This window comes from Kribbella sp. NPDC003505, assembly GCF_040610875.1.
Taxonomy (GTDB): domain Bacteria; phylum Actinomycetota; class Actinomycetes; order Propionibacteriales; family Kribbellaceae; genus Kribbella.
In genome coordinates this window covers 337941-357122 of record NZ_JBEXNA010000007.1, presented here as the reverse complement: position 1 = coordinate 357122, position 19182 = coordinate 337941, and the positions used below count along the sequence as shown (strand labels likewise).

Below are 19182 nucleotides of genomic sequence, written 5' to 3'. Positions count from 1 at the left end.
CGTGCCCGACCTGGACGTCGACCGGCTGACCACGGTCATCGAGGACTTCAACACGATCTTCATCCGCCTGCCGTCAGTGCGCCGGCTGAACTTCTCCGCCCTGTCCGTGCTGCACACCCTCGGCCGGCGCGGACCGCTGCGACTCACCGACCTGCTGGCGACCGAGCAGCTGAAGCAGCCCGCACTGACCAGCCTGGTCGCGAAACTCGAGCAGGACGGGCTCCTCCAGCGTCGCCCAGACCCCGCCGACGGCCGCGCCAGCCTGTTGTCCCTGACCCGCACCGGCCGGGAACTCGTCCGGTCCCGGCACGCGAACCGGGTCGAGAAACTGGCCGCCCTGGTCGCGCGGCTCACCCCCGACGAGCGCGCGGTCCTCGCGGGCTCGATCGACGTACTGCACCGCCTGACCGACCTCGCGGAGGACACCGCATGATCCCCAGCCCGATCGCCGTACCCGACGACGTCCTCGACGACCTCCGGCGCCGCCTGCGGGCGACGAAATGGCCGCGTGACGCGGGGAACGACGACGGTTTCTACGGTGTCCGCCGGACCCGCCTGCAACCGCTCGTCGAGTACTGGGCGGACGGTTTCGACTGGCGCGCGGCGGAGCGGAGAATCAACGCCTACGAGCACTACCGCGTGGACGTCGGCGACGTACCGGTGCACTTCCTGCGCCGGCCGGGCGTCGGCCCGCGACCGGTCCCGCTGATCCTGAGCCACGGCTGGCCATGGACGTTCTGGCACTGGTCGAAGGTGATCGACCCGCTCGCCGACCCGGCGTCGTACGGCGGTGACCCGGCCGACGCGTTCGACGTGATCGTCCCGTCACTGCCCGGGTTCGGCTTCTCGACGCCGACCCGCCCGGACATGAACTTCTGGAAGATCGCCGACGTCTGGCACGAACTCATGACGGGCGTCCTCGGCTTCGGAAAGTACGCCGCGGCGGGCTGCGACGTCGGCGCGCTGGTGACCGGGCAGCTCGGGCACAAGTACGCGGACGAGCTGTACGGGATCCACATCGGATCGGCGCTGAAACTCGACTTCTTCAACGGCGACCGCGGGTGGGACCTGAGCGGCGGCCGGCCGATCCCGGAGGGGTTGCCGCCGGAGATCCACGACGGGATCGTCCGGTTCGAGCGCCGCTTCGCCGCGCATCTCGCGGCCCACGTGCTGCACCCGACCACGCTCGGCTTCGGCCTCGCGGACTCGCCCGCGGGGATGCTGGCGTGGATCATGGAGCGCTGGCTGAGCTGGTCCGAGGGCGACGCGGCGTTCACCGACGACGACCTGCTCACGCACGCGACGATCTTCTGGGCCGGCGACGCGATCGACACCTCGATCCGCACGTACGCGAACAACAACCGCTACCCGTGGACGCCGTCCCACGACCGCACGCCCGCCGTCGAGGCGCCGACCGGCATCACCTTCGTCGGCTACGAGAACCCGCCCGGCGTCAGCACACCCGAGCAGCGCGTGCAGAACTTCCTCGCAAGCGACCGCGCCGCCTGGTACAACCACACGAACATCACCGCCCACCCGAACGGCGGCCACTTCATCCCGTGGGAGGTCCCGGCCGAGTGGACCGCCGACCTCCGCCGCACCTTCCGCCCGCTGCGCTGATCCGCGTTCGATCGCGACGTACGGTGGAGATCGTGCAGACGATTCTGATCACCGGAGCGACCGACGGCCTCGGCCGTGAACTGGCCCTTCGTCTGGGTACGGCGGGAGCGCGCGTACTCGTCCACGGCCGCGACGCCACGCGCGCCGAACGCGTCCGCGCGGACATCCGCGCCGCCGGCGGTCCCGAACCGGAGATCCTGCTCGCCGACCTCGGTGATCTGCACGCCGTCGACAAGCTTGCCGACAGCATCGATCACGAACTCGACGTGATCGTCAACAACGCGGGGATCGGCGCCGGCAGGCCCGGCGCCACCCGGGAAGTGAGTGCCGACGGCATCGAACTGCGATTCGCGATCAACTACCTCGCCGGCTACCGCCTGACCCGGCGCCTGCTCCCGCAACTGGTCCCCACCGGCCGGGTCGTCAACGTCGCATCCGCCGGCCAGCAGGCGATCGACTTCGACGATCCGATGATGGAGCGCGGCTGGGACGGCTTCGCGGCGTACATGCGCAGCAAGCTGGCGCAGATCATGTTCACCGTCGACCTCGCCGCCGAACAGCCCGGCCTGACCGTCAACGCCTTGCACCCGGCAACCTTCATGAACACCACCATGGTCACCGAAAGCGGCGTCACCCCCACCAGCACCGTCGCCGAAGGCGCCGCCGCGACGATGCACCTGATCACCGCCCCAGGCCTCCCGACCGGCCACTACTTCAACGGCCTCCACGCCGCCCGCGCCAACCAACAGGCCTACGACCCCCAAGCCCGCGAGCGCCTACGCACCCTGTCCGACACCCTCATCAGCAACGCCCTCTGAGCACCTGGAGCCGGGCCTCAGGTCAGGTGGAGGCTTGAGGGCGTGGCGTGGGTGGTGCCGTAGAGGTGGCGTTCCTCGCGGACGAGGTGCAGGCGGATCTGTTGTGCGATCGTCTCGGGGGCGTTCTCGTCGGGGGCGTTGTGGTCGAGGCCGTTCAGGATCGCGTACTCCGCGTTCGGCAGGATCGCGGTCAGCCGCGGGAGGACGCCGGTCAGGTACGCAGGCGACTTCTCACCACCGAGGAGAAGGGTCTGCGACGCGATCGCGGCGTACCGGCTGCCGTCGGAATCGAGGCGGGCGATCTCCGCGATCTCGGCCGGAGTCGTGGGCATCATGTCCCGTGTCTCGCGACCGCCGGCGCCGCGGAGCATCAGGAAGGACAGCGCCCAGAGCAACGGCGCCTTCCGGAAGGGCGCCAGGTCCGTACCTTTGAGGAACGTCGTCATGGCCGCCACATGCCGACCCCTCGCGAGCTGCTGGGTGAACGTCTCCAGCCAGCCCGCGTCGAACGACCCGTCGAGGCTCACCCCGGGCTCGTAGGCCACCAGAGCGTCCAGCTGCCGCTGTAACCCCACGTGCAGCGCGATGAGCCCACCGTAGCTGTGCCCGAACACCACCCGCGCCCCAGTGTGCTCGAGCACACCGAGGACGTCGTCCACGTCGCTGTCCACGCTGTACGCCGTACCGCGCGCCGCGCTCGCTCCCCGCCCACGCCGCTCGACGACATGCACCGTGTGAGCCCCCGCGAGCTCCCGGGCGAGCTTCTCGTAGTGATGCGCGCGGCGATTGTTCCCGGGCACGACCACCACCCCCGGCCCGGCCCCCAAACTCATCACCGCCACGTCGTCGACCTGCTCGACCCGCCACCCCGCACGTCGCATCCCCACACCTCCCGTTGTCCACACCCCACCCTGATCAACACCACTGACACCCCTCTGGCTTCCCGCTGGCACGGGATTCGGCGTTGACCGGTCGTGAACATGAGAACGCCCAGGTCAGCGTGTGCTGACCTGGGCGTCTCACAGGGGTGGAGGTGGCGGGAATCGAACCCGCGTCCTTCGGCGTCGTTTCAAGGCTTCTCCGGGCGCAGTCTGGATGTCGCTTTTCTCAGCCCCAGCGTTTGTACAGACATCTCGCTGACAGGCTCAGTCACTGTAAATGTCCCGTGCTAGCCCCGTGACCGGGCTAACAAAGCAAGCTCCCTAGATGAGGCCAGGAGCCGGGGCGGGAGCATCCCCGGGCTGACCGCTTCTTTAAGTGCTCAGGCCGTCAGGCGGCGAGAGCGAAGCTACTGCGCTTAGCGTTGGCAGTTATTGGTTTCCAGAGATCGTTAACGAGATAACCCTGGATCCTCGGCCCGCTTCCCTTGGAACGTACGTCCAAAGTCGAAACCGTTCACCCCCTGTTGAGTTGTCAAACTCCCACCCGAACCGCGGTGGAAGATCCACACTACCAAGTCCAACAGGCTGCCCGCACCCGACATTCCCCTCCGGGGGACCTACTTGATCAGGCGCAGCGTGAACGGGTAGCGGAACTTGCCGGTCGCCGCGGTGGCCAGGCCGCCGATGCCGGTGAGCAGGAACCACAGGATGCCCAGGACCGGGAACAGGAACGACAGGAACCCGTGGGTGATGCCGGTGGCGATCCCCAGCAGCGCGAACGCGCCGAAGGCGGTCAGCTGGAAGTTCAGCGCCTCGACGGCGTGCCGGCGTACGGCGGGGTTCTTCTGGCCCGCGCTCGCGACGACCAGTGCCGGCCCGACGAAGAACGTCGGATACCCGAGCCAGTGCGCGACCGTGCCCATCCCCCGCCCGTCACCGCGGTACGTCTGCAGCGGCGCCGGCCGGGTGAACGCGGCCGGGGCGTACGTCGGTACCGGGCGGGACACCAGCCCGTCGAACGTGCTGTTCAGCTCGGCCCGGGTCCGCGCCTTGAGTGCCTTCTCCAGCCGGAGGTCGAACTCCATGTGGTCGAGGCGGCCGTCGGCGTACATCTCTTTCAGGATCTCGACGGCCCGGTCGCGCTGCGCCGTCGTCACCAGCAGCTCTGAAGTGGACATGGTTCCACTCTGCGCGCGGCACGCCGCGCACCCCATCGGGTTCAGCCCGGAAGCACCCCTGACCCGACCCCGGAAGCCCCGGAACAGCGTGTGCTCGGCGGTCGCAACCTAGCCGACCCCGAGGTCCGCGAGGCGCCGGACGCTACCCCCGGCGACGCTCGGACAGGGCGCGCTGGGCCTCGCGGTTGGCCTGGCGCTCGGCCAGGGCGTGACGCTTGTCGTAGTCCTTCTTACCGCGGCCGGTGGCGAGCTCGACCTTCGCGTAGCCGTCCTTGAAGTACAGCGACAGCGGGATCAGGGACACGCCCTGCTGCTCGACCTCGCGGATCAGCTTCTGCACCTCGTCCTTGTGCAGCAGCAGCTTGCGGGTCCGGCGGGGCTCGTGGTTCGTCCACGTGCCGTGCTTGTACTCCGGGATGTGCATGCCCTGCAGCCAGAGCTCGTTGCCGCGGACGGCCGCGAACGCGTCGACGAGGGAGGCCCGGCCCTGCCGCAGGGACTTGACCTCCGTCCCGGTCAGCACGAGCCCGGCCTCCACCACGTCGTCGATGTGGTAGTCGTGTCGCGCCTTACGGTTCTGCGCGATCGGCTTCTCCCGGCCGGACTGTTTCACCATCCGACCAGTATCCCAGATCGTCTACAGCCACTTCATGGGATTAACCACGCGGCCGTCCTGGTAGACCATGAAGTGCAGGTGGCAGCCGGTGGAGTAGCCCGTCGTCCCGGCGTACCCGATGATCTCGCCCTTCTTGACGCGTTCACCCACGTGCGCCCTGTACCGCGAGAGGTGGTTGTAGACGGTGGTGATGGACGACCCGTCGATCACACCGTGTGAAACGAACAGCCGGTTCCCGTAGCCGCCGTTGTAGTACTTGTCCGTCACCTTGCCGTCGGCCGCGGCGCGGATCGGCGTACCGCACGGAGCGCGGAAGTCGGTGCCGTCGTGCAGCTTCCAGTAGTGCAGGACGGGATGGAACCGCATGCCGTACGGCGAGGTGATGTAGCTGCTGACGGGATAGCTGAGCCCGCCGTCGCTGTCGCCGCCGCCCGGGTCGTCCGGGATCTTCCGCGGTGGGCGGTTCTCCTTGCGCGCCCTCGCCCGCTCCGCCTTCTCGGCCGCGGCCTTGCGCCGCGCCGCGGCGGCCTTCTCGGCCTTCGCCCGCGCGATCAGGAGCTGCTCGACCCGGTTCCGCTCGCGCAGCAGCGAGTTGTACTGCGCCAGCTCGGTGTTCTTCTCCTTCTCGGCGGCCTTGAACGCGGCCAGCTTGACCTTGGCGATCGCCGCGGCCTCGGCCCGGTCGGCCGCGACCTGCTTGGTCAGCTCGGTGACGCGCTTGACCGTCGCCGCCGCCTCGGCCCGGGCGCCTTCGGCGTCCTTCTCCGCGGCCGCGACCTTGACCCGCTTGCTGGCGAGCTGCGCCTGCGCGTTGTTCAGGTTCGTGATCGCGTTGCTCTGGATGCCGAACACGTTCCGCTGGACCTGCATCCCGGTCGCGATGTCGGCCGGCGCGGCGCCGCGCAGCGCGATCGTCAGCCCGACCAGGCCGTTTTGCTGCTGGTACGCCGATCGGACCGCGCGACCCGCCACGGACCGCTTCTCCGCGATCAGCTTCTCACCGGCCTCCACGTCGGAGACCGCGACCCGCAGCGCCGCCTCGGCCGCGGCGAGCTTGCCCGCGGCAACCGCGTCGGCGGCCTTCGCGGCGGCCAATTGGCCCTGCGCGGCGGCGTACCGGACCTGGACGGCCTGGTACTTCACGACGGCCTGGTTGTACGCGGCAACGGACTTTCCGAGCTGGTCGGAGGCGTCGTCGAGATCAGCCTTGGACTGGTTGATCTGCGAGTCGAGTTGCTTCTTTTTGGCGGCTGGATCCGGCGGTTTCGCCTCCGCGGACGGAGCGGACGGAACCGCGGCCAGGACACCGGCGGACAGGGACATGACAAGGCAGCATGCGGCAACCACCGTCTGCCGGCCCGGCGGTCGCGTGCGTGATCGCGGGTACGGCGCTGCGGAAGTGCCGGTGCTGTCGTCTCGCTTGATGCTCCCCCGCTCAGGCGGGTTCGCACCGGGGAAGTGCGGGACCACAGGTCGACCCCTTGCTCTGGATGAAGTTGTGCGGTACAGGAGTTACTCGTGTGACTCCTGATACTGCACGATAGGTCACCCGGGTCAGACTTTGAGGTATTTCCGCGTTGTCAGGAATGTCGGGATGACGGCCAGGATCACGCCGACCAGCACCATGTAGAGCATGGCGCGGAAGGTCTCGGTGGCGCCGACCCACTGCCAGACGCGGAACGTCTCCTGGGCCCGCTGCATGACGATCAGGTACACCCCGAGCCACAGCGTGCCGCACGCCAGCACCGCTCCGACCAGCGCGGCCAGCACCGCTTCCAGCAGGAACGGTAGCTGGATATAGAAGTTCGACGCGCCCACCAGGCGCATGATGCCGATCTCCCGTCTCCGGGCGTACGCCGCCAGCCGGATCGTGTTGAAGATCTGCATCAGGGCCGCGGCGAGCAACAGGCCGGCCGCGAAGATCGCGCCGATCTGCAGGCCGTTGAGGGCCTTGAACAACGGATCGAGGTACTGGCGGAGGTCCTGCACGGTGTCGACGCCGGGAAGGCCGGCGACCGCGCTGACCAGGTTCTGGTAGCGCTGCGGATCCTTCAGCTTGACCCGGAAGGACTCCTGCATCTGGTCCTCGGTGACCGTGCTGACGATCGGCGAGTCCTTGTACAACTTCTTGAAGGACGCGAACGCTTCCTTCTTCGACTCCGAGAACACGCCGTCGGGCGCGGTGTCCGGGTTCGTCTGGATGACCTGCTGGATCCGGTTCTTCTGCTCCTGGGTCACCTCGGCGCCCGAGCAGCCGCGGCCGCCGGAGTCCTTGGTGCACAGGAACACCGAGATCTGGATCTTGTCGTACCAGTTGCCCTTCATCAGGCTGACCTGCGAGTTGGCCAGCAGCGCGCTGCCGAACAGCGCCAGCGAGACCCAGATCGTGACGACGACCGCGATCGTCATCGAGAGGTTCCGCTTCAGGCCGATGCCGAGGTCGGAGAGGATGTAGTTCAGGCGCATCTTCAGTCAGTCCCTGTGCTCGGCGATCAGTGCTGGTAGCCGTAGACGCCGCGCGACTCGTCGCGGACGACGTGGCCGTTCTGCAACTCGATCACGCGCTTGCGCATCTGGTCGACGATCGACACGTCGTGGGTGGCCATCACGACCGTCGTACCGGTCCGGTTGATCCGGTCCAGCAGCTTCATGATGCCGACCGACGTGCCCGGGTCGAGGTTTCCGGTGGGCTCGTCGGCGATCAGGATCATCGGCCGGTTCACGAACGCGCGGGCGATCGCGACGCGCTGCTGCTCACCGCCGGACAGCTCGTCCGGGAGCCGGTCCTCCTTGCCGTCCAGACCGACCAGCTCCAGCACCTCGGGCACCGTCTTGCGGATGTGCGAGCGCGGCTTGCCGATCACCTGCAGCGCGAAGGCCACGTTCTCGGCGACGGTCTTGTTCGGCAGCAGCCGGAAGTCCTGGAACACGGTGCCGATCTGGCGGCGCATCTGCGGGATCCGCCAGCTCGCGAGCCGGTTCAGGTCCTTGCCGGCCACCATGATGTGGCCCTTGGACGTCCGCTGCTCACGGAGCACCAGGCGGAGGAACGTCGACTTGCCGGACCCGGAGGTTCCGACCAGGAAGACGAACTCGCCTTTCTCGATATCGACGTTGACGTTCAGCAGAGCGGCCCTGGACTGGCCCTCATACGTCTTGGACACATTCTCGAAGCGGATCACGGGTTCATCCGGCCGTGGTCGGGAACAGGGAGCGACGCGACGGTAACCACGAAGTGCACCGTACGCCACCGGAGCGGCCGGCGATCAGTCTAGGCGCTCCACGGCGTGCCGCCGACCAAACCTGCCGGTCCGTACACCCCCGTCCGATACCCGGTCCGTTTGAAACGCCCGTACGACGACGCCTTGCGCCGCCCGCCCTGTTCTTTCCTGCTTGAGCGTATCCGTTCCGGCGATTCGGCGAGTGAGGTTGTCCACAGCCCCCGTCAGGCGGGTGCCACGGCGGGGGCTCCGTTGCCGTTGTCGGGGCGGGCGTCGGCGATGCGAGCCACGCCGGCATCGGGTTTGCGGCCCGCGCGGCGGGCGGCCTCGACATGCAAGCGGGCCAGTTCGACAGCCTGGCGGGAGACCTTCACGGTCTTCTTCTCAGCCATGCTCATTGTCTCCCTCGACGACCTCGATGTCCGCGTCCGCGATATCAGCGTACGCGGCGGGGCCGACGCGGTCGATCGCAACGGCGGCGGTCAGCGCGGCGACCAGATCGTAGTCCTCCGGCTGTAACAGCTCCGACCTCATCAGCGAACGCAGCGTCACCACCCCGGCGTCCGTCCCGGCGTCCTCCCCCTCCAGGATCTGCTCCACCGCCCACCGGACCATCCGCATCGTTTCCTCACGATGCCGCCAGGTGTCGAGCTCGCGATCGGACTTCCGCGTCAGGTACGACCCCAGCAGCACGCCTCCGAGGGCGAGCAGCGGACTCAGCACCGTCATCACGACCCCGACAACCGAGATCCAGGTAGGGATCACGGACACCCTCCCAATTCCGTGGTCTTGATCGGCCGATGATGCTACGAAAGAACCATTCCACCCGCCACCGACAACACAGGATGACAAGGAGCGGTGTCACGATGACGGACGAGCAGGACCGCTACGACGTGTTCGTGCAGGGGACTGTGTTCCTCGACATCGTGATGACCGGCCTGGAGACCGCCCCGACCACCGGGACGGAGATCTTCGCCGAGGGGATGGGGTCGTGCCCGGGTGGGGTGGCGAACTTCGCGATCGCGGCCGCGCGGCTCGGTCTGCGGACCGGGCTCGCCTCGGTGTTCGGCGACGACGCGTACGCCGACTTCTGCTGGCGGACGCTCGCGGACCAGGAGGGTGTGGACCTGTCGCACTCGCGGCGGATCGGGCACTGGCACTCGCCGGTGACGGTGTCGATGTCGATCGACCGGGACCGGGCGATGGTCACGCACGCGCACGAGGCGCCAGGCGACCCGAGCAAACTGGTCGGTCCCGGGCTGAAGACGCGGTCGGCGATCGTCCCGGTGGCCGACGAGTTGCCCGGGTGGACGGTCGAGGCGCGGGAGTCCGGGGCGCTGCTGTTCGGCGATGTCGGGTGGGACCCGACCGACGAGTGGTCGCCGGCGGTCCTCGACGTACTCGAAGGGTTCTACTCCTTCACACCGAACGCGACCGAGGCGATGGCCTACACCCGCACCGACACCCCGAAGGCCGCGCTGCACAAGCTGGCCGACCGGGTGCCGCTCGCGGTGGTGACGAACGGCGCGGACGGCGTCCTCGCGATCGACTCCGAGACCGGTGAGGAGGAGCAGGTGCCGGCGCTGCCGGTCCGTTCGTACGACCCGACCGGCGCCGGCGACGTGTTCCTCGCCTCCCTGGTGCTGGGCACCCTCCGCGGCTGGCCGCTCGCCCACCGGCTTGCCTTCGGCAACCTGTGCGCGGGCCTGTCGGTCCAGCATTTCGGCGGCTCGCTCGCCGCACCCGGCTGGGGCGACATCATCGACTGGGTCCGCGACCACAGCCGCCACCGCCCCGGCGACGTCGACCCCGACGTCCTCCGGCACTACGCCTTCATCGGCGACGTGCTCCCCGCCGGCCCGGTCCCGATCGTGCGCCGCGCCTCAGCCACCATCGCCCGCCTGTCGGACGCCTGAGCACGCGCCCGCTCAGTCCAGCGTCCCGCGCGGCGCCACCCAGAGGTGCGGTTGCCCGGTGACAGCAGCGATGTGTTCGAAATCGGCGTCGTAGTGGAGGATGATCGCGCCGTGCTGCTCGGCGACCGCGGCGGTGATGACGTCGACCACGCCGGCGGCCCGATGCTGTCCCCGGGCCGCCATCCGATGCTGAACCTCGCGGGCGCGCCTCGCGACGGAGTCGGTGATCGGCAGGTCGACGTACAACGTCTGCCGCCGCTCGGCGATCGTTCGCACGTCGGCGTGGCTCCGGCCGGAGTATCCGGCCTCGAGGTCGACGGTCAGACAGGTGGCGGCCGCGTGATCGACGATCAGTCCGGCGATCACCGAGCGCACCAGCGGGTGCTTGCTTCGCGCCTGGGCCGAGGTGTCGACCAGGTACAACTTGCCGACCGTCCCGGCCATGGCAGCGCTGCTCAACGGCGCGCCTCGCGCATGACGTCGGGGTCATCGATGTCTGGGCCGACGCCCAGCGCGTAGGGATCGTCGAGCAGCGCCTCGATGCGCTCCCGGCGCTGGGCGACGAACGCGAGCGCCGCGTTGACCGTGTCCTTCTTCGTCACCGTCCCGAGCTCCTTCGCGGCGAGTGCCAGCACCCTGTCGTCCACATCGATCACTGTCTTCACAGCACCGAGAGTATGTTCCGATATATATAGACCTACATGGCTGGATATACAAATTCATTCAATCGTTGTCAACGGCCTGACGCCGCGAGGGTCGTGGCGACCAGGGTCAGGAGGGCGCCGCCGGCGAGGAAGCCCCAGGTGGGGGTGGAGTGGTCGATGATCAGACCGGCGAGGGCTGAGCCGGTGGCGGAGCCGAGGTTGTTCGCTGTGTTGATCCAGGTGCTGGCCTCGGTGCGTTGGTGGGGTGGCGTGACGTTGTCGGCCGCCAGGTAGGCCACTACGAACATCGGCGCAACCGCGACACCGGCGACGGCGAGCAGAACGCCGAGCATGATCAGGCCGGTCGCGAACGAGGCCGCCACCAGTCCGGCGGCGAGTACGCCGATCAGCCCGGCGAGCTGCGTCGTCCAGGACCGGGTGTGCGTACGGCGTGCCCAGAGCAGCCCGCCGATCACGCTCCCGAGAGCGATCGCCGCCTCGACGTACCCGGCCGCCCCCGGACGTCCCGCGTGTGCCGCGACACCTGCCACGCACACGTACGCCGCGCTGATCCCCGACGCGGTGACCATGATGACGAGCAGGATCCACCGCAGCCCGGAGATCGCCAGAGGCCCCAACGGATGCCGGGCCGGCGCCGACGCCGCGGTGTGCGTCGTCACCGGGCTCGTCACCATTGCGAGCGTGCCGGCGAGCATCAGGGCCGCCGAGCAGCCGAGCGCGACCGGCGCCGACAAGAGACTGATCAGCGTGCCGGCGATCAGCGGCCCGCCGAGGAACAGGCACTCCTCCGAGACCGCGTCGACGGCGTACGCGCGTTCCTTGAGCGCGGTGCCCTCGGTGAGCAGGCGCCAGTTCGACCGCATCGACGGCCCCAAGGGCGGCGCGAGCAATCCGGTTGCGCCGACGAGCAGCAGTACGGCGGCAGGCGTCGTACCGGCCGTGACGACGACGACCAACCCGGCCGAGGAGCCGGCCGCGAGCAGCGGCAGGACACGGCGCTGGCTGTAGCGGTCGACGAGACGTGCCTTGAACGGCATCGACAACGACGCCGCTCCGAAGACGGCGACCGCCGCGCCGGCTGTGGTGAAGGAACCGGTCGACGACCGGACGGTGAAAAGCAGGGACAACGGGAGCAGACCGTACGACAAGCGGCCGAGCAGCGCAGGCACGAACGTGCGCAACGCCGACGGCAACAGCAAGACAGCACGGTAGCTCCCGGCACGAGTGGTGCCGGACACGAGAACGCTCCTAGAGACTCACCAGGGAAATGGGCTCGGACCACGCCGGGGCGTGGGAGCGGTCTCTAGTCACGGGGGCAGGACATGGCCGACAGCATATCGTTCCCGGCGGCTGGAAATCACGGCGATCTGGGCCCGTCCGGTCGTAGGGTCGGTGCGTGGCGCGCGGGCTGTGGGACCGCGCCGGACGGAGGTTCACAAGATGACGATCAGTCGGCGGCAGGTCCTCGGGTTCGGGGCCGGCCTGGCCGCGATGGCGGTGGCGGGATGCGGATCGAACTCCGGGCGCCCGTCGTCCGGCGGGTCGGACGGGTCGAAACCGACGCTCCAGCAGTGGTACCACCAGTACGGCGAGGCGGGCACGCAGCAGGCCGTCGAGCGGTACGCGAAGGCCTACCCGGACGCGACCGTGAACATCCAGTGGTCGCCGGGCGACTACGACAAGAAGGCGTCGACGGCGCTGCTGACCGACCAGGGCCCGGACGTGTTCGAGTACGGGAACGGGCCGACGATCGACATGATCAAGGCCAACCAGGTGGTCGAGCTGACCGACGTCCTGGGTGACGCGAAGGCCGATTTCAACCCGGCGCTGATCGAGCGGATGACGTACCAGGGCAAGCTGTACGGCGTTCCCCAGGTCGTCGACATGCAGCTGCTCGTGTACCGCAAGAGCCTGCTGAGCGCGGCCGGCGTGCAACCGCCACAGACCGTCGACGAGCTGCTCGAGGCGGCCAAGAAGCTCACCAACGACAAGGTGAAGGGCCTGTTCGTCGGCAACGACGGCGGCGTCGGCATCCTCGGCGGCCCGGCGCTGTGGTCGGCCGGGCTCGACTACCTGACCGCGGACAACCAGTTCGGGTTCGACGACCCGGCGGCCGTCGAGTCGCTGCGCAAGCTGCGCGAGTTCTGGACCGCGAAGGTGCTGTTGCTCGGGGCCCCGACCGACTGGTCCGACCCCTCCGCGTTCACGCAGGGCCTGACCGCGATGCAGTTCACCGGCCTGTGGACGCTGCCCGCGATCGAGAAGGCGTTGCCGGGCGACTACGGTGTCCTCCCCTGGCCGAAACTCAACGCCACCACCGGCAAGCCGAGCGTCCCGGTCGGCGCGTACGGGTCGTGCGTGAACGCGAAGTCGAAGAACGTCGACGCCGCGAAGAAGTACGTGAAGTGGCTCTGGGTCGACCAGACCGACGACCAGCTCGACTTCGCGCAGTCCTACGGCTTCCACATCCCGGCCCGGAAGAGCCTGGTCGAGAAGGCCGAGAAGCTGAAGTCCGGCCCGGCCGCCGACGCGGCCGAGCTGGCGACCGAGAACGGGCACGCGCAGACCCCGATCCTGTGGTCGCCGAAGTCCGGTACGGCGTACACCGACGCGCTGAACCGGATCATCCGCAGCGGCGCCGACCCCGCGGCCGAGATCAAGAAGGTGAAGACGGTCGTCGACGCCGAGCTGAAGCGGATCGCCGGCTGATGGAGCTGCGCCCGCTGACCGACGACGACCGCGAGCTGATCGAGCTGGCCCGCCGGACGGTCGACGCGAACACCGACGGGCCCGACGGCGTCCACACGATGGGCGCCGCGGTCCGCGGTGCGGACGGCCGGATGTACGCCGGTATCAACCTGTACCACTTCACCGGCGGCCCGTGCGCCGAGCTGGTCGCGCTCGGCCGGGCCCGGGCCGAGGGCGCCCGCGAGCTCACCACGATCGTGGCTGTCGGCAACGAAGGCCGCGGCGTGGTCGGCCCGTGCGGCCGCGACCGGCAGATCCTCGTCGACTACCACCCGACGATCCGCGTGATCCTGCCGACGCCCGACGGCCCGGCGTCGGTCCTGGTCACCGACCTGCTGCCCGGCGCCTACCGCTGGACCCCGAACCCGGAGGAGTTGCGATGACGTTCTCGATCGTGGCGTTCGACCCGGACTCGCGGTCCTGGGGAATCGCGGTCGCGTCCAAATTCCTGGCGGTGGGTGCGGTCGTGCCCTGGGGCCGGGCCGGCGCCGGCGCGGTCGCCACCCAGGCCACGGCCAACCTCTCCTACGGCCCGGACGGCCTGGACCTGCTCGCGGGCGGCGCGACCGCCGGTGAGGTGGCGGCTCAGTTGACGGCTACCGACGACGAGCGCGACCACCGCCAGGTCGGGCTGGTCGACGCCGAGGGCCGCGGCGCCAGCTTCACGGGCTCGTCCTGCCTGGACTGGGCGGGCGGCGAGGCAGGCGACGGGTACGCGGTGCAGGGCAACATCCTGGCCGGGCCGCAGGTCGTGGCGGCCATGGTCGAGGCGTGGCATGGGCGCGCTGACGAGCCGTTCGAGCGGCGGCTGGTGGCGGCGCTGGCAGCCGGCGACCGGGCGGGTGGGGATCGCCGCGGGCGCCAGAGCGCGTCGCTCCGCGTGTGGCGTGCGGGGGCGGCGTACGGCGGAGTGCTGGACACCGCCATCGACCTGCGCGCCGACGACCACCCGGCACCCGTCGACGAGCTGAGCCGTCTGCTCGACCTCCACGAGCTGTACTTCGGCAAGCCGGACCCGGCGACCCTGCTGCCGCTGGAAGGCGTACTGGCGACCGAGGTCTGCGACAGCCTCGAAACGCTCGGCTACCCCACCGGCGGTGGAACGAGACTGACCGAGGCGCTCGACACGTGGGCGGGTACCGAGAATTTCGAGGAACGCCTGGCTCCCGGCAAGCTCGACCCGGTAGTCCTGGAACAACTCCGCCGCCAGGTCGCGGAGGCTACCTCCTGACCGTCAGCACTTCAGGCTGACAGTCAGGCGACCTTCCAGGTCCTGTCGCCGAGGGTTGCCACCAGATCCACCGTGCCGCCAAGGGCGGTGACATAGGCACGAATGACGTCGATACCAGAGACCTCGCCGTTCTCGATCTTCGAGATGCGGGCCTGTGAGACATTGAGGAGCTCTGCAAGTCCAGACTGCGTGACCCCTGCCGCCTTGCGCATCTCGGCGAGCTGATGTCCGCGGACGTACGCATCGAGACGCTCGCGAGCCGCATGCTTGCTCTTCGCACGCTCTGCATCACTCCGGGGATCGACGGCACGGCCTTTGGCCTTGACCTTCTCCCACTTCACATAGTCATTCATCGTCACCCTCCTCCTTCAGCGCGATCAGATGCTCAGCGAATCGCTCGTCGGCCAGCGGAATTGCAGTCCGGGTACCAGCTCTCCCAGCGTCTGGACTTGTCACCCGCCACCAGGATGATCGCTTCGCGGGCCGGGTCGAACCCAAACAGCATCCGAATCTCACTCTGCCCCGACGACGGCGGCCGCAACTCCTTCATGTTCTGGAAGCGGCTACCTTTCACCCGGTCGACCAGCGGCCGTCCAGCTGTCGGCCCTTCATCGGCAAGCTGATCGATTGCAGCCTCAATCAGAGTGCCTGTCTCCGGTTCGCTCTCGCAGATATCCAGATACCAGGCCTCGACCTCACGATGAAGGCTGATCTCCCATCTCACCCACCAGAGTATAACCGATTTATCATATCTGTGGCTCAGAACGCAGGAATGATGTCCTTGCCGTACGACGCCAGCGTCTCCTCCTTGGCGTCGTGCTGGAGATACAGCGCGAACTGGTCGACGCCGAGCTCCTTCAGCTCGGCCAGCCGGGCCAGGTGGTTCTCGACCGGGCCGAGGATGCAGAACCGTTCCACGACCTCGTCCGGCACGAAGTCCGTGTGCGTGTTCCCCGCCCGCCCGTGCTCGGCGTAGTCGTACCCCTTCCGGCCCTCGATGTAGTCCGTCAACGCCCGCGGGACCGCCCCGGACGCCCCGTAGCGCGCGACGATGTCCGCGACGTGGTTCCCGACCATCCCGCCGAACCAGCGGGTCTGGTCGCGCTGGTGTGCCAGGTCGTCCCCGACGTACGCCGGTGCCGCGACGCAGAACTTGATCGCCATCGGGTCGCGGCCCGCCTGCTCCGCGGAACGCCGTACGGCCGCGATCATCCACGCCGCGATGTCCGGGTCGGCCAGCTGCAGGATGTACCCGTCGCCGACCTCGCCGGTCGCCTTCAAGGCGCGCGGCCCGTACGCCGCGACCCATACGTCGAGGGCGCCGTCGTCGACCCAGGCGAACCTCAGCTCCTGGCCGCGATAGCTGACGGTCTCGCCGCGGGCGAGGGACCGCACCACCTCGACGCACTGCTTCAGCTCGTCGATCGTGCCCGGCTGCGCGCCGAGCGTCCGCAACGCCGAGTCGCCGCGCCCGATCCCGCAGATCGTCCGGTTGCCGAACATCTCGTTCAGCGTGGCGAACTGGGACGCGATCACCGTCCAGTCCCGCGTCCCCGGATTCGTCACCATCGGCCCGACGACCACCCGCTGCGTGGTCGCCAGGATCTGGCTGTAGATCACGAACGGCTCCTGCCAGAGCAGGTGCGAGTCGAACGTCCACACGTACGAGAACCCGGCGTCCTCCGCCTTGCGGGCCAGCTCCACGACCGTGGACGCGGGCGGATCGCACTGGAACACCACACCGAAGTCCACGACATCCCCCTTACATCAGATACGAGGAGAGGCCGCGCTTCAGGAACTTCCCCCGACCCTTGCGGCCATGGTAGTTGCCGTCAGCCACGATCACCTCGCCGCGCGAGATCACGGTGCCGACCCGGCCCTTGATCTCGACCCCTTCGTACGCCGAGTGGTCCATGTTCATGTGGTGCGTCGCGACCCCGATCCGCGTCGTACCGTTCGGGTCGTAGATCACCAGGTCGGCATCCGATCCGGGCTGCACGATCCCCTTGCGCGGGTACAGCCCGAACATCCGGGCCGGCGTGGTCGCGATCGTCTCCACCCAGCGCTCCAGCGACAGCTTCCCGTCCACGACGCCCTGGAAGACCAGGTCGACGCGGTGCTCGACGCCGCCGATCCCGTTCGGGATCTTGGAGAAGTCGCCGAGCCCGAGCTCCTTCTGGTCCTTCATGCAGAACGGGCAGTGGTCGGTCGACACGATCGCCAGGTCGTTGTTCCGCAGGCCCTTCCACAGGTCCCGCTGGTGCGGCTCGTGCTTGCTGCGCAGCGGTGTCGAGCAGACCCACTTCGCGCCCTCGAAGCCGGGCGCGCCGAGCTGGTCCTCGAGCGTCAGGTACAGGTACTGCGGGCAGGTCTCGGCGAACACGTTGCGGCCCTTGTCCCGCGCCGCCGCCACGTGCTCCAGCGCCTGACTGGCCGACAGGTGGACGATGTACAGCGGGCAGTCCTGCGCCACTTCGGCGAGCGCGATCGCCCGGTTGGTGGCCTCGGCCTCGAGCGCGGCCGGGCGGGTGATGCCGTGGTAGATCGGGTCGGTCTCGCCGCGCTGGAGCGCCTGCTGGACCAGAACGTCGATCGCGATGCCGTTCTCCGCGTGCATCATGATCATCGCGCCGTTCTCCCGGGCGGTCTGCATCGCGCGGAGGATCTGCCCGTCGTCGGAGTAGAAGACGCCCGGGTAGGCCATGAACAGCTTGAAACTCGTGATGCCCTCGTCGGTGACGAGCTGGTCCATCGCCTTCAGCGCGTCGGCGTCGACGCCGCCGAGAATCATGTGGAAGGCGTAGTCGATGTGGCATTCGCCGTCGGCCTTCGCATGCCAGGCGGCGAGCCCGTCCTGCACCACCTCGCCGGTGCGCTGCACGGCGAAGTCGATGATCGTCGTGGTCCCGCCGTACGCCGCCGCGCGGGTGCCGGTGTCGAACGTGTCGCTGGCCGCCGTCCCGCCGAACGGCAGCTCCATGTGCGTGTGCGCGTCGATCCCGCCCGGGATCACGTACTTGCCGGAGGCATCGAGCACCTCGTCGACCGTGATCGTCGGGCTGAACGACGGATCCAGGACCGCGACGATCTTCTCGCCCTCGACCAGCACGTCGGCGACCCGGGTGCCGGTCGGTCCGACGACGGTTCCACCTTTGACGAGCAACGACATTCGCTCTTCCCTTCCCCGCTACGGTTTCGTCAGGTCTCCGTACGCGTCGGGGCGGCGGTCGCGGTAGAACTGCCAGCGGTCGCGGACGGTGTCCAGCAGGCCCAGGTCCAGGTCGCGGACGATCAGTTCCGGATCGTGGTCGTGCCCGACGTCGCCGACGAACTTCCCCTCCGGGTCGACGAAGTACGACGTCCCGTAGAAGTCGTTGTCGCCGAACTCGGCCTCGATCCCGACCCGGTTGATCGCGCCGATGTAGTACTCGTTGGCGACCGCGGAGGCGGGCTGCTCGAGCTTCCACAGGTACGCCGAGAGACCGCGGCTGGTCGCCGACGGGTTGAACACGATCTTCGCGCCGGCCAGGCCGAGCGCCCGCCAGCCCTCGGGGAAATGCCGGTCGTAGCAGATGTAGACGCCGATCCGCCCGACCGCGGTGTCGAAGATCGGGTACCCGAGGTTGCCCGGCCGGAAGTAGAACTTCTCCCAGAAGCCCTTCACCTGCGGGATGTGGTTCTTCCGGTACTTGCCCAGATAGGTGCCGTCGGCATCGATGACCGCGGCGGTGTTGTACAGCACGCCCGGCTGCTCCTGCTCGTACACCGGCAGCACCATCACCATGCCGAACTCTTTGGCGAGGGCTGCGAACCGCTCGGTGGTCGGGCCCGGCACGGACTCGGCGTACTCGTAGTACTCGGCGTCCTGTTTCTGGCAGAAGTACGGCCCGTAGAACAACTCCTGGAAACAGATCACCTTCGCACCCGCCGCGGCCGCCTGCCGCGCGTAGTCCTCGTGCGCCTTGATCATGGACTCCTTGTCACCCGTCCACGACGTCTGGACAAGCGCAGCCCTGACAACCTCCGCCACAAGAACCTCCCCAAGTAGCCGAGTCCCCATGCTCCATCCGCTCCGGGTCACCCGTCAACGGATGTCCCCGATCCCGGCGCTCATCCCCGCTCGAGCCGGACTCCCCCGGGTAGCCGGTCAGTCACCGCGCCGTACTCCGCCGCCGGCAACTCCACCCAGGCACCGCCCTCCTGCCCGACCGTCCCAAGCTCCGTCGAGCCGCGCGTCCATCTCAGCGCCGGCCTCCGAGTGCGCGGACAGCGGCGTCGTAGATCTTGT

General features: G+C 68.6%; 23 protein-coding genes and 1 other RNA gene. 7 read left to right on the top strand and 17 right to left on the bottom strand.

All coding sequences use genetic code 11. The features are described from left to right. Nucleotide 1 precedes the first annotated feature (1 nt). From ABZX12_RS25695 to ABZX12_RS25685, 3 genes are read left to right on the top strand one after another with little or no spacing between them, the layout of a single operon-like run. Nucleotides 2-433, top strand: coding sequence for a MarR family transcriptional regulator (locus ABZX12_RS25695; RefSeq protein WP_355697039.1), 432 nt, complete (start codon nt 2-4; stop codon nt 431-433). Then, a complete protein-coding gene (locus ABZX12_RS25690) occupies nt 430-1620 on the top strand; it encodes an epoxide hydrolase family protein (protein ID WP_355697037.1) in 1191 nt (396 codons plus the stop codon). Before ABZX12_RS25695 ends, ABZX12_RS25690 begins: the two co-directional genes overlap by 4 nt. A gap of 32 nt (nt 1621-1652) precedes the next feature. Continuing rightward, the gene (locus tag ABZX12_RS25685; protein WP_355697035.1) at nt 1653-2438 is read left to right on the top strand and encodes an SDR family NAD(P)-dependent oxidoreductase; all 786 of its coding nucleotides are present in this window, start codon (nt 1653-1655) and stop codon (nt 2436-2438) included. 17 nt (nt 2439-2455) lie between these two features. Here ABZX12_RS25685 and ABZX12_RS25680 read toward each other — a convergent pair whose 3' ends face one another. From ABZX12_RS25680 to ABZX12_RS25640, 9 genes are all read right to left on the bottom strand, one after another. Further along, nucleotides 2456-3319 carry an alpha/beta fold hydrolase gene (locus ABZX12_RS25680; protein WP_355697033.1) on the bottom strand — a complete coding sequence of 288 codons (864 nt, stop codon included), beginning with the start codon at nt 3317-3319 and terminating at the stop codon, nt 2456-2458. A gap of 144 nt (nt 3320-3463) precedes the next feature. Next, nucleotides 3464-3841, bottom strand: a transfer-messenger RNA (tmRNA) gene (gene ssrA / locus ABZX12_RS25675). A 95-nt stretch (nt 3842-3936) separates the two neighbouring features. Further along, nucleotides 3937-4497, bottom strand: coding sequence for a DUF1707 and DUF4870 domain-containing protein (locus ABZX12_RS25670; RefSeq protein WP_355697031.1), 561 nt, complete (start codon nt 4495-4497; stop codon nt 3937-3939). A 142-nt stretch (nt 4498-4639) separates the two neighbouring features. Next, nucleotides 4640-5113 (bottom strand): SsrA-binding protein SmpB, encoded by a 474-nt coding sequence (gene smpB / locus ABZX12_RS25665; protein WP_355473012.1) that lies wholly within the window; start codon nt 5111-5113, stop codon nt 4640-4642. 21 nt (nt 5114-5134) lie between these two features. After that, nucleotides 5135-6436 (bottom strand): M23 family metallopeptidase, encoded by a 1302-nt coding sequence (locus tag ABZX12_RS25660; protein ID WP_355697030.1) that lies wholly within the window; start codon nt 6434-6436, stop codon nt 5135-5137. 231 nt (nt 6437-6667) lie between these two features. Further along, entirely contained in the window at nt 6668-7579 is a 912-nt protein-coding gene (gene ftsX / locus ABZX12_RS25655; protein WP_355697028.1) for a permease-like cell division protein FtsX, read from the bottom strand. A gap of 26 nt (nt 7580-7605) precedes the next feature. Further along, nucleotides 7606-8295: a cell division ATP-binding protein FtsE gene (gene ftsE / locus ABZX12_RS25650; RefSeq protein WP_355697026.1), complete on the bottom strand. Its 690-nt coding sequence runs from the start codon at nt 8293-8295 to the stop codon at nt 7606-7608. 263 nt (nt 8296-8558) lie between these two features. Further along, nucleotides 8559-8726: a hypothetical protein gene (locus tag ABZX12_RS25645; RefSeq protein ID WP_355697024.1), complete on the bottom strand. Its 168-nt coding sequence runs from the start codon at nt 8724-8726 to the stop codon at nt 8559-8561. Next, entirely contained in the window at nt 8719-9099 is a 381-nt protein-coding gene (locus tag ABZX12_RS25640) for a hypothetical protein (RefSeq protein WP_355697022.1), read from the bottom strand. Before ABZX12_RS25640 ends, ABZX12_RS25645 begins: the two co-directional genes overlap by 8 nt. Nucleotides 9100-9200: 101 nt before the next feature. Here ABZX12_RS25640 and ABZX12_RS25635 point away from each other — a divergent pair, with 101 nt between their 5' ends. After that, nucleotides 9201-10250 (top strand): PfkB family carbohydrate kinase, encoded by a 1050-nt coding sequence (locus ABZX12_RS25635; protein ID WP_355697020.1) that lies wholly within the window; start codon nt 9201-9203, stop codon nt 10248-10250. Between the two features lie 12 nt (nt 10251-10262). Here the strand turns inward: ABZX12_RS25635 and ABZX12_RS25630 are convergent, their stop codons facing one another. The 3 genes from ABZX12_RS25630 to ABZX12_RS25620 all read right to left on the bottom strand — a co-directional run bounded on the left by ABZX12_RS25630 (nt 10263) and on the right by ABZX12_RS25620 (nt 12114). Next, on the bottom strand, nt 10263-10709 hold the full coding sequence (locus tag ABZX12_RS25630) for a PIN domain-containing protein (RefSeq protein ID WP_355697018.1): 447 nt from the start codon (nt 10707-10709) through the stop codon (nt 10263-10265). After that, nucleotides 10706-10915 carry a type II toxin-antitoxin system VapB family antitoxin gene (locus tag ABZX12_RS25625; RefSeq protein WP_355697017.1) on the bottom strand — a complete coding sequence of 70 codons (210 nt, stop codon included), beginning with the start codon at nt 10913-10915 and terminating at the stop codon, nt 10706-10708. Before ABZX12_RS25625 ends, ABZX12_RS25630 begins: the two co-directional genes overlap by 4 nt. Nucleotides 10916-10983: 68 nt before the next feature. Next, on the bottom strand, nt 10984-12114 hold the full coding sequence (locus ABZX12_RS25620) for an MFS transporter (RefSeq protein ID WP_355697015.1): 1131 nt from the start codon (nt 12112-12114) through the stop codon (nt 10984-10986). 241 nt (nt 12115-12355) lie between these two features. On the opposite strand from ABZX12_RS25620, the gene ABZX12_RS25615 reads away from it, so the two are divergent. The 3 genes from ABZX12_RS25615 to ABZX12_RS25605 are packed head-to-tail and all read left to right on the top strand — an operon-like array spanning nt 12356 to nt 14894. Next, nucleotides 12356-13624: a sugar ABC transporter substrate-binding protein gene (locus ABZX12_RS25615; RefSeq protein ID WP_355697013.1), complete on the top strand. Its 1269-nt coding sequence runs from the start codon at nt 12356-12358 to the stop codon at nt 13622-13624. Beyond that, nucleotides 13624-14046, top strand: coding sequence for a cytidine deaminase (locus ABZX12_RS25610; RefSeq protein WP_355697011.1), 423 nt, complete (start codon nt 13624-13626; stop codon nt 14044-14046). The genes ABZX12_RS25615 and ABZX12_RS25610 overlap by 1 nt, the downstream gene beginning before the upstream one ends. Then, nucleotides 14043-14894: a DUF1028 domain-containing protein gene (locus ABZX12_RS25605; protein WP_355697009.1), complete on the top strand. Its 852-nt coding sequence runs from the start codon at nt 14043-14045 to the stop codon at nt 14892-14894. Before ABZX12_RS25610 ends, ABZX12_RS25605 begins: the two co-directional genes overlap by 4 nt. A 23-nt stretch (nt 14895-14917) precedes the next feature. Here ABZX12_RS25605 and ABZX12_RS25600 read toward each other — a convergent pair whose 3' ends face one another. Genes ABZX12_RS25600 through ABZX12_RS25580 form a run of 5 tightly spaced genes read right to left on the bottom strand, consistent with a single transcriptional unit; the run spans nt 14918 to nt 18924 of the window. Further along, the gene (locus tag ABZX12_RS25600) at nt 14918-15247 is read right to left on the bottom strand and encodes a helix-turn-helix transcriptional regulator (protein WP_355697007.1); all 330 of its coding nucleotides are present in this window, start codon (nt 15245-15247) and stop codon (nt 14918-14920) included. A gap of 32 nt (nt 15248-15279) precedes the next feature. Continuing rightward, complete coding sequence (locus tag ABZX12_RS25595; RefSeq protein WP_355697005.1) at nt 15280-15618, bottom strand: type II toxin-antitoxin system RelE/ParE family toxin; 339 nt, start codon at nt 15616-15618, stop codon at nt 15280-15282. A 35-nt stretch (nt 15619-15653) separates the two neighbouring features. After that, nucleotides 15654-16646: a TIGR03842 family LLM class F420-dependent oxidoreductase gene (locus tag ABZX12_RS25590; protein ID WP_355697003.1), complete on the bottom strand. Its 993-nt coding sequence runs from the start codon at nt 16644-16646 to the stop codon at nt 15654-15656. Between the two features lie 10 nt (nt 16647-16656). Continuing rightward, on the bottom strand, nt 16657-18063 hold the full coding sequence (hydA, locus tag ABZX12_RS25585; protein ID WP_355697001.1) for a dihydropyrimidinase: 1407 nt from the start codon (nt 18061-18063) through the stop codon (nt 16657-16659). Nucleotides 18064-18081: 18 nt separating this feature from the next. Next, entirely contained in the window at nt 18082-18924 is an 843-nt protein-coding gene (locus ABZX12_RS25580; protein ID WP_355696999.1) for a nitrilase-related carbon-nitrogen hydrolase, read from the bottom strand. Nucleotides 18925-19182 lie beyond the last annotated feature (258 nt).